This is a genomic window from Pseudanabaena biceps PCC 7429, assembly GCF_000332215.1.
GTDB classification, from domain to species: Bacteria; Cyanobacteriota; Cyanobacteriia; order Pseudanabaenales; family Pseudanabaenaceae; genus Pseudanabaena; species Pseudanabaena biceps.
The window spans coordinates 1-7,499 of record NZ_ALWB01000256.1 but is presented as its reverse complement, the minus strand read 5'-3'; the positions used below and the strand labels follow the sequence as shown (position 1 = coordinate 7,499).

The 7,499-nt window shown below is 43.8% G+C and carries 7 protein-coding genes; 3 read left to right on the top strand and 4 right to left on the bottom strand.

What is annotated here, in order from left to right; genetic code table 11:
- Nucleotides 1-43: 43 nt before the first annotated feature.
- The gene (locus PSE7429_RS20060) at nt 44-1,036 is read right to left on the bottom strand and encodes a sulfonate ABC transporter substrate-binding protein (RefSeq protein WP_009629181.1); all 993 of its coding nucleotides are present in this window, start codon (nt 1,034-1,036) and stop codon (nt 44-46) included.
- A 170-nt stretch (nt 1,037-1,206) separates the two neighbouring features.
- Nucleotides 1,207-2,028 (bottom strand): class I SAM-dependent methyltransferase, encoded by an 822-nt coding sequence (locus tag PSE7429_RS20055; protein WP_040689796.1) that lies wholly within the window; start codon nt 2,026-2,028, stop codon nt 1,207-1,209.
- Between the two features lie 354 nt (nt 2,029-2,382).
- On the opposite strand from PSE7429_RS20055, the gene PSE7429_RS20050 reads away from it, so the two are divergent.
- The 3 genes from PSE7429_RS20050 to PSE7429_RS20040 are packed head-to-tail and all read left to right on the top strand — an operon-like array spanning nt 2,383 to nt 4,972.
- Nucleotides 2,383-3,216: an ABC transporter ATP-binding protein gene (locus PSE7429_RS20050; protein ID WP_009629179.1), complete on the top strand. Its 834-nt coding sequence runs from the start codon at nt 2,383-2,385 to the stop codon at nt 3,214-3,216.
- Nucleotides 3,217-3,221: 5 nt separating this feature from the next.
- Nucleotides 3,222-4,529 carry an MlaD family protein gene (locus PSE7429_RS20045; RefSeq protein ID WP_009629178.1) on the top strand — a complete coding sequence of 436 codons (1,308 nt, stop codon included), beginning with the start codon at nt 3,222-3,224 and terminating at the stop codon, nt 4,527-4,529.
- An 8-nt stretch (nt 4,530-4,537) separates the two neighbouring features.
- Nucleotides 4,538-4,972: an NfeD family protein gene (locus PSE7429_RS20040; protein ID WP_009629177.1), complete on the top strand. Its 435-nt coding sequence runs from the start codon at nt 4,538-4,540 to the stop codon at nt 4,970-4,972.
- Nucleotides 4,973-5,615: 643 nt separating this feature from the next.
- Here PSE7429_RS20040 and PSE7429_RS20035 read toward each other — a convergent pair.
- Nucleotides 5,616-6,101, bottom strand: a complete 486-nt coding sequence (locus PSE7429_RS20035) for a GNAT family N-acetyltransferase (RefSeq protein WP_009629176.1) — start codon at nt 6,099-6,101, stop codon at nt 5,616-5,618.
- 416 nt (nt 6,102-6,517) lie between these two features.
- Nucleotides 6,518-7,012: a hypothetical protein gene (locus tag PSE7429_RS20030; protein ID WP_009629175.1), complete on the bottom strand. Its 495-nt coding sequence runs from the start codon at nt 7,010-7,012 to the stop codon at nt 6,518-6,520.
- Between the last annotated feature and the right edge of the window lie 487 nt (nt 7,013-7,499).

Genomic DNA, 7,499 nt, shown 5'->3' with positions numbered 1-7,499 from the left:
ATGAAGTGCCGCGCTTTGCGCGGCACTTCATTATTTGTTTGGTTTATTTAGGGGCTTGCCAAATTACTTCGGAGACCTTAATTTCTTTAGGGATTAATTTCAGCTTAAAGAAGGAATCGGCGATCGCCTGTTGTTCGGTAACCATCTCAGGGGTAATCGTCTCAAAGCCATAGTCGCGACGCTTGCTGACGGTGACTAGGACTGACTTATCGATCTTTAGTAATGGAGCTAAGAAATCAGCCACATCATCAGGATTTTTCTTTGCCCAAGCTGCCACTTCTTGCGTCTCTTCGCGAATTGCCTCAATAATTTTGGGGTTTTTGTCGGCAAAGTTTTTTGAGGATAGATAGAAATCACGATTGGCGACTAAACCTTTACTATCGCGAATCACTCGTACTTTGCTCTTATCTTGAGTCAGTGCATAGAAAGGATCCCAAATTACCCAAGCATCGACATTGCCTTGCTCAAAAGCTGCCCTAGCATCGGCAGGAGCGAGATAAACTGGGGTAATGTCATCCCAATTCACACCACCTGATTCTAAGATTTTTACAATCAGATAATTAGCACTGGAACCCTTAGCGAAGGCAACTTTTTTGCCCTTAAGATCGGCGATCGTTTGAATTGATGAATCTTCTTTTACTAATAGTGCGGAACTACTATCTTTAGGAGCGCTTCCGCCGATATAGACAAGCGATGAGCCTGCGGCTTGGGAAATGACAGGCGGGGCATCACCAGTTCTCGCAATATCAACGCTGTTGGCGTTCAAAGCTTCTAACATTGGGGGACCAGATGGAAATTCTATCCATTTGATTTCGTTTACGCCTAGAGGCTTGAGTCGTTTCTCTAAACCACCCTTGTTTTTAACTAAAGTTAAAGGATCGAATTTCTGATGTCCTATTCTTAAAACTATGGTTTGGGGTGGTGTAGTGGCTGCCGTAGTTGAATTGCCAACATTTGGGCTAGGGGAAGTGACAGTTGATGTGGGAGTGCAAGATACAACAGCGAAGCTTAAGGTTAAGCCGCTAGCAAAGCGCATAGTACTTTTGAGAGTACTTTTTGTGAGAAAGTTCAATTTCGGGAAAGAGCGCGTAAAGGATTTCAACATGGTAATTTTGCTTTCGTTTAACTTTAGAGATAGAAGAGATAGAGAGATAGGATGGACGACGCAAAGCACCGCCCATGCAAATCACCATCCATGCTTGATGCTTAATTTTTATGCCCAAGGTAAATATCAAAGGGAATTTGCTCGATAAATCCACCTGATGGGAAGAGAGCAGCTAATGTCTCGCGCATCTCTTGCTCGAAAGCGTTTAGGCGATCGCCAAAGTAGTCAGGACGACAGAATGCAGTGGAGTAGAGGTATCCCACCCAGCTATCGATTGTCCAAGTCTTATCGATGATGATCGTCTTGAGTAATGGTGTAGTGAAACCTGATTGTTCCAGCAGTCTTGGCAGTTCTGCATAGGTGGCATCAAGGTTCTCAATTGTGCCATTGCCAACACGACGCTTTGCACCGAGATATTTTTTGACCACTTCTAAAACTGCGATCTTCCAAGATTCCGTACTATGCCAAATATCTTGATGGCTATAGGTAATGGCAATACCACCACCTTGAATTAGGCGATCGCTGGCGAGTTGTAATACTTTGGGCTTATCGAACCAATGATAGGCGCGACCAATGGTGATCAGGCGAAATTCTCCCAATTGCGCTGAGAGATTTTCGGCTTGCGAATTAATCCATTGGATATTGTGAATATTGGCGAGTTCGGCTTCCTGTTGGGCTTCTCGCAGCATTTCAGGATCGGGATCTAGTCCAATTACTTCCGTAAATTGATTGCTGAGGGCGATCGCAATCAAACCAGTGCCAGTAGCAAGATCGAGCAAGCGACCAGTGCCATCTAATTGAAATTCTTCAATCAGTAATTGATAAAGATCATCGTTATAGCGCGGACGATATTGGCTGTAATATTTTGCCACCCCTGCAAAGAGGGTGGGGTCGTAAGTTGAGTGGGTCGCTGTAAAGGTCATAGTGGTGTTTTTTATGGTTTTCATTGAGTTCTGTCCTAGTCCTTTCCCGCTTATACCAAGTTAAGAAATGGCTATGTCATTTCTTATCGCTATATTCACTTAAGTCAGGAGATCAAACCGAATAGAGAGTTGCGGCGCGAAGCGCCGCAACTCTCTATTCGGTTTGATTTCCTGATACAGTTGACGGCAGCTATAATTCACAAAAATGTTGTCACACTTTTGTGAATTGGTATAAAAGGGCTAAAAGAAAGTACGCCAAAAGTTCCATGCCTTCTTTTCTATTTTTTTTGAGAAAGTTTCTGAAAAAATGTTAGTTTTTGGTAGTGCGATATTTTCAAGCAAAAATAAATACCGATGGAGCCAGTCAGATCTCCGATCAAAACTAGTAGCAATGTGGTTACACCTTTACTCGAATTGCGTGATATTCACAAAAGTTTTGGGAATAACGCAGTACTAAATGGGGTCGATCTAGCCTTACATTCAGGTGAAGCGATCGCCATTATTGGACCTTCGGGTACAGGCAAATCGACGATTTTGCGGGTAATTTGTGGGCTACTTCATCCCGATCAGGGTGAAGTCTATATCAATGGCAATCTGGTTTCCTCGGAAGAGGATGTGCAGGAGGGAAACTACGGATTAGACATCGGTATGGTGTTTCAAAATGCCGCCCTATTTGATTCTCTCACGGTTGCCGAAAATGTTGGTTTTTCGTTATTTGAACATTCCCGACTATCCCGTCGTGAAATTTATCGGCTAGTAGAGCATAAACTTGCCTTGGTGGGCTTAGACAATATCTGCGATCGCTATCCCAACCAATTATCGGGCGGGATGCGTAAGCGCGTTAGTTTTGCCCGTGCGATTATGGACGATCCCACCGTAAAAACCCAAGTCAAAAAAGTCTTGCTCTATGATGAACCAACGGCAGGACTCGATCCCGTAGCTTCGACGATTATCGAAGACTTAATGCGATCACTAAGAGAGCAAAAGGTTTGCGATAGCTATATTGTCGTCACGCATCAAAATAGTACGATCCGTCGTACCGCTGATCGCCTGATCGTTCTTTATCGAGGATCGGTGCGCTACGCAGGAAACGTGAGTACAATTGATACGACTGACAATCCATACGTCAGACAATTTTTTAGTGGTAGCACTGAAGGTCCAATTCAACTTTTGACTAGGGAGGTATAAGGCTCGTGCAGCGAAAAACTTTACGCGACGGTGCGCTTGGCTTATTTATCATTGGTGGAGTAGTGGCTCTAGGAGGCGCGTTGTTATGGTTGCGTGGGCTGCAACTAAGTAGTAGTAAGTTTACATTTACGATCAAACTCCCCGATGCGAGTGGACTGAATAATGGCTCAGTAGTTAGGTTCCGTGGCGTAGAGGTAGGGCGCGTTACGACCCTCACTCCCCAAACCGAGGGCGTTGATGTCCTCGTAAGTATTGAAAACTCCAAATTGATTATTCCGAAGCAATCAGTGGCGGAAACAAATCAGAGTGGCTTCTTGGGAAATACCAATATTGATATTTTTCCGCCGAAAGACAAATTAGCACTCGATCCGCAAATGAATCCCCTCGCCAAGGACTGTAATAGCGAGATAATTATCTGTCAGGGTGGCGAAATGGAAGGTATGCGTGGCGTAAGCTTCATCGCCTTACTCAAGGATACGAGTTCCACTTTACGCAAAATTAACGATCAAGGATTGATTGATAACCTCGGTGATACCTTAGCCGCAGCCAAAGCTACCGCTAAAAGCATCCAGAGATTGACCGATACGGCAAATCGGGTAGTTGGTTCCTTTGAAAATCAAATCGCCAAGTTTGGCGATACTGCCGATGCCATTAGTGGTGCAGCCACTAAAGTAGGCAATGTAGCAAGTAGCGCCCAAGACTTGATCGAGGTCAATCGCGAAAAACTAGCCCAGACCCTTGATGGGATTGCCGCAACTTCACGAGAAGCGCGATCGCTCCTAGCTAGTGCCAAACCTTTGTTAAATGACGGCAAATTGATCGCGAATTTACAGAAGCTTGCGGAAAATGCCGCCGAGACCTCCGCCAATCTTCGGAAAGTATCGGGCGAGTTAAACGACCCTGCGACGATTGCCTCATTGCGAGAAACCCTTGATTCCGCCCGCGTAACTTTTGCTAATACCAAAAAAATTACCGCCGATCTTGACGAACTAACAGGCGATCCCAAACTGCGCAGTAATATTCGCAATTTGATCAATGGATTGGGAGGCTTGCTCTCTAATGCTCCCAATTTAGACACCATTGCCCCCACAGCCAATAACCCAAGCCCTAGTGATCCCGCAGCAACGAAACTACCTTCATCGGTAGAGGTTGCCCGCAATAAGGTGATTAAATCTAATGCCGACGATCCTCGTTTTAAGCGCGAAAAGTTTCTGGATGCAGCAAAGATAAAAATCAATAGTCCCAAACCAAACGCTAGTATTACTAAACCAGAAATATTGCCCAGCACCAATATTTCCCAACCCGATCGTTAACATAGTCAATGAACTTATTACCTATTCAAATTTGGCTGATTATAGGTATTGCTCTTTGTGTACTTGAGCTATTGGTTCCATTGCCGACATTTTTGATTGCGGGAGCCATGGGCGTAGCCGCTTTATTGGTAGCGGCAGTTTCTTTAATTCTGCCTATACCTGCTGTCCAAATAGTGGTTTGGATGCTGCTCGCAGGCTCGCTCGCGATCGCTTCACGAAGATTCATTCCTAAGGATTCAAACCAGCTTAAGGAATCCAGTGAAGGAATTACGATTACCGAAATTCCCGCAGGGGAAACAGGTAGAGTCAAGTATGAAGGAGGCTCTTGGAAAGCCAAATGCGACCATCCCCAAACGGCGATCGCCGCTCATCAAAAGGTAATCGTTCTGCGCCGACAGGGCACGACATTAATTGTTGTACCTGAAAATTGGTTAAATCATTAAACCCATTTTCAAGAAAAATGCGGCAATTTGTGAAGCATTTCTCTTGGAAATGGGAAATTTTGATCTGTCAAAAATACAACCCAAGAAGAGAAAGGCGACGCTTTATGCCGCTATTAAGTAGTTAAGCATAATTAAAAACCAAAACCAGAGAGCGTACCGCCCGCGTAGCGGGCGGTACGCTCTTCTAGGTTTTACAGCAATTATCGATCAAACGAACCACAAGGAAATTTTTGAAAGCGTTGCTTCGCAACGCTTTCAAAAATTTCCTTAGTTTGGGTTTGAGCGCGAAGCGCTGTAAGTAGTTCGGCATAGTTAAAAACTAAAACCAGAGAGCATACCGCTTCCTGCGCGGGCGGTATGCTCTTCTAGGTTTAAAGTTTACTTATGACTAGCTACTTAATACTTGAGATGATAACAGTTAGTTAATTTTAAATTTGGATGAAGTGCGATCGCGCTGTGTAATGGTAATCGTTTCATCCTACTTCCTTCCCAACCAAGAAATAGCTGTCGCCAAGTGTACTAGGATATAAACCCCAAAGATGAGTGGCGGCGCGAAGCGCCGCCACTCATCTTTGGGGGAGTCCAAACTTACGGTGCTATAAATTCTGAGAGTGAAGATTTAGTTAAAGGACAAAAAATATTTTCAATCCGAATTGCACTTGAGTAGCATCTCAAAGGTGCTGGGGCGAAAACCACAGGAAGAATAGAGTTTGAAGGCAGCAGCGTTATTTACTAAGGAATTTAATCGAATTTGGGGGATTCCCAATTGCTGAAAATGTTCTAGAGTTTTCATCAGCATCTGACGCGCAATTCCTTGGCGGCGATAGGATTCTTCAACCCAGAGATCGTGGATATAGCCATATTCCTTGAGGTGATAGATCGGAATTTCTGATTCTACCGTTGCAATGAGATAGGCAACCAGTTGAGAGGATTCTGCTTCGATCGCATCAACAACCAAACAAAGATGACGAGAATCCAATAATAATTTGTGCAACCATTTTTCGTAGAGTTTCCCCTGATTGGGTAAGAAATTATAGCGATCTATATCCAAGGACTTGTGAAAATCGCTGACTTTTTCGATCAGATGAAATAAGTTGGGAATATCGGCAGGTTGGGCTGAACGCATCATCGTATTATGGTGTTCCAAGAAAGTTAGGATTCTTACTTTTATATTAAATATAAAACCCTAAAATCTGTGGTGCGCACACCGCACACCACAGATTTGAGTTCTATTTTTTACTTATGCCCACCTACTTACACCTACTTATAAGTAGCTAGGCATAAGTAAACTTAAAACCTAGAAGAGCTTGCCGCCCGCTACGCGGGCGGCAAGCTCTCTGGTTTTGGTTTTTAATTATGCTGAACTACTTCCCAATTCACGAAAGTATGACAACACTTTTGTGAATCAAAAACTGAGCCTATTGAGGGTTTTCAAGTATATCTATATTCACTTCCAGCGCAATGCGCTGTAAAACCTAAAAGAGAGTAACGCCCACGTAGTGGGCGTTACTCTCTTTTAGGTTTAATTATGCTGGAAATATTATATTAACGATCTGAACGTCGGTTGTTAGCAGAATTATTATTTTGCCAGTTATTGGAGTTGTAATTATGGCTCGAACTCCGATCGGCAACACGTTGTTCGTTTTGCCTCCAAGTCGCTGCACGCTCGCGCTCCCTTCTTTCGGCTAAACGTTGTTGTTCCCGTCTTTCCTCCGCACGTTCGCGCTCCCTTCTTTCGGCTAAACGTTGTTGTTCTTGTCTCTCAGCAAAACGTTCACGTTCTCTTTGTTCGGCGATGCGACGCTCTTCCCTGAGACGCTCTTCTTCTCTACGATGCCATTCTGAATTGCGTTGTTCGACGATTACGGGATGTTGTTCGACAATCACTTGCGGTTGGTAGATTGGGGTGGGATTGCCAATGCTTATGCTAGTGCCTTGACTGCCAGTGTTAAACGATACATCGGCGGAGGCAGCCGTGGGATGAAAAGCGATCGCGCCGATTGTCGTGGCACATAGTAATACTATGGTTGAGAGCTTCATGATTGATTCCAATGAGGAAATTTACAGCAGTTTAGACTTGCAGCGAATGAAAAGGTTCAAATTTACATTCTTCTTGATAAGCCACAGTGGAGGAAGTTGGCTTAAATATCCTCTTATACTAATTCCCAAAATGGCATTGCCATTTTGGGAATTACAAAACCTTACTGGGTTTATTTTTTACAGCAATTACCGATCAAACGAACTACAAGGAAATTTTTGAAAGCTTTGCTTCGCAAAGCTTTCAAAAATTTCCTTGGTTTGGGTTTGAGCGCGAAGCGCTGTAACTGGAGTTTAGACTAAGAAAGGTAAAAAAGGCAGAGTAAAAGAGATACAAACTGCCTAAAGTAGAAGAAAAAGAAAAAGGACATCTACAGTCATGATTATTGACAAACTACAAGAATTTCGTCAACAGGTATATAGATTTTTAGGAAACGGACGGGATGCAATATTTGACCTGATGGATGCAGTATTAACCAGTCCAAGCGTA

Bases quoted from the DNA above. Each gene is read 5' to 3' on its own strand.
- PSE7429_RS20060 (WP_009629181.1), bottom strand. From the start codon at position 1,036: ATGCGCTTTGCTAGCGGCTTAACCTTAAGCTTCGCTGTTGTATCTTGC.
- PSE7429_RS20055 (WP_040689796.1), bottom strand. From the start codon at position 2,028: ATGACCTTTACAGCGACCCACTCAACTTACGACCCCACCCTCTTTGCA.
- PSE7429_RS20050 (WP_009629179.1), top strand. From the start codon at position 2,383: ATGGAGCCAGTCAGATCTCCGATCAAAACTAGTAGCAATGTGGTTACA.
- PSE7429_RS20040 (WP_009629177.1), top strand. From the start codon at position 4,538: ATGAACTTATTACCTATTCAAATTTGGCTGATTATAGGTATTGCTCTT.
- PSE7429_RS20035 (WP_009629176.1), bottom strand. From the start codon at position 6,101: ATGATGCGTTCAGCCCAACCTGCCGATATTCCCAACTTATTTCATCTG.
- PSE7429_RS20030 (WP_009629175.1), bottom strand. From the start codon at position 7,012: ATGAAGCTCTCAACCATAGTATTACTATGTGCCACGACAATCGGCGCG.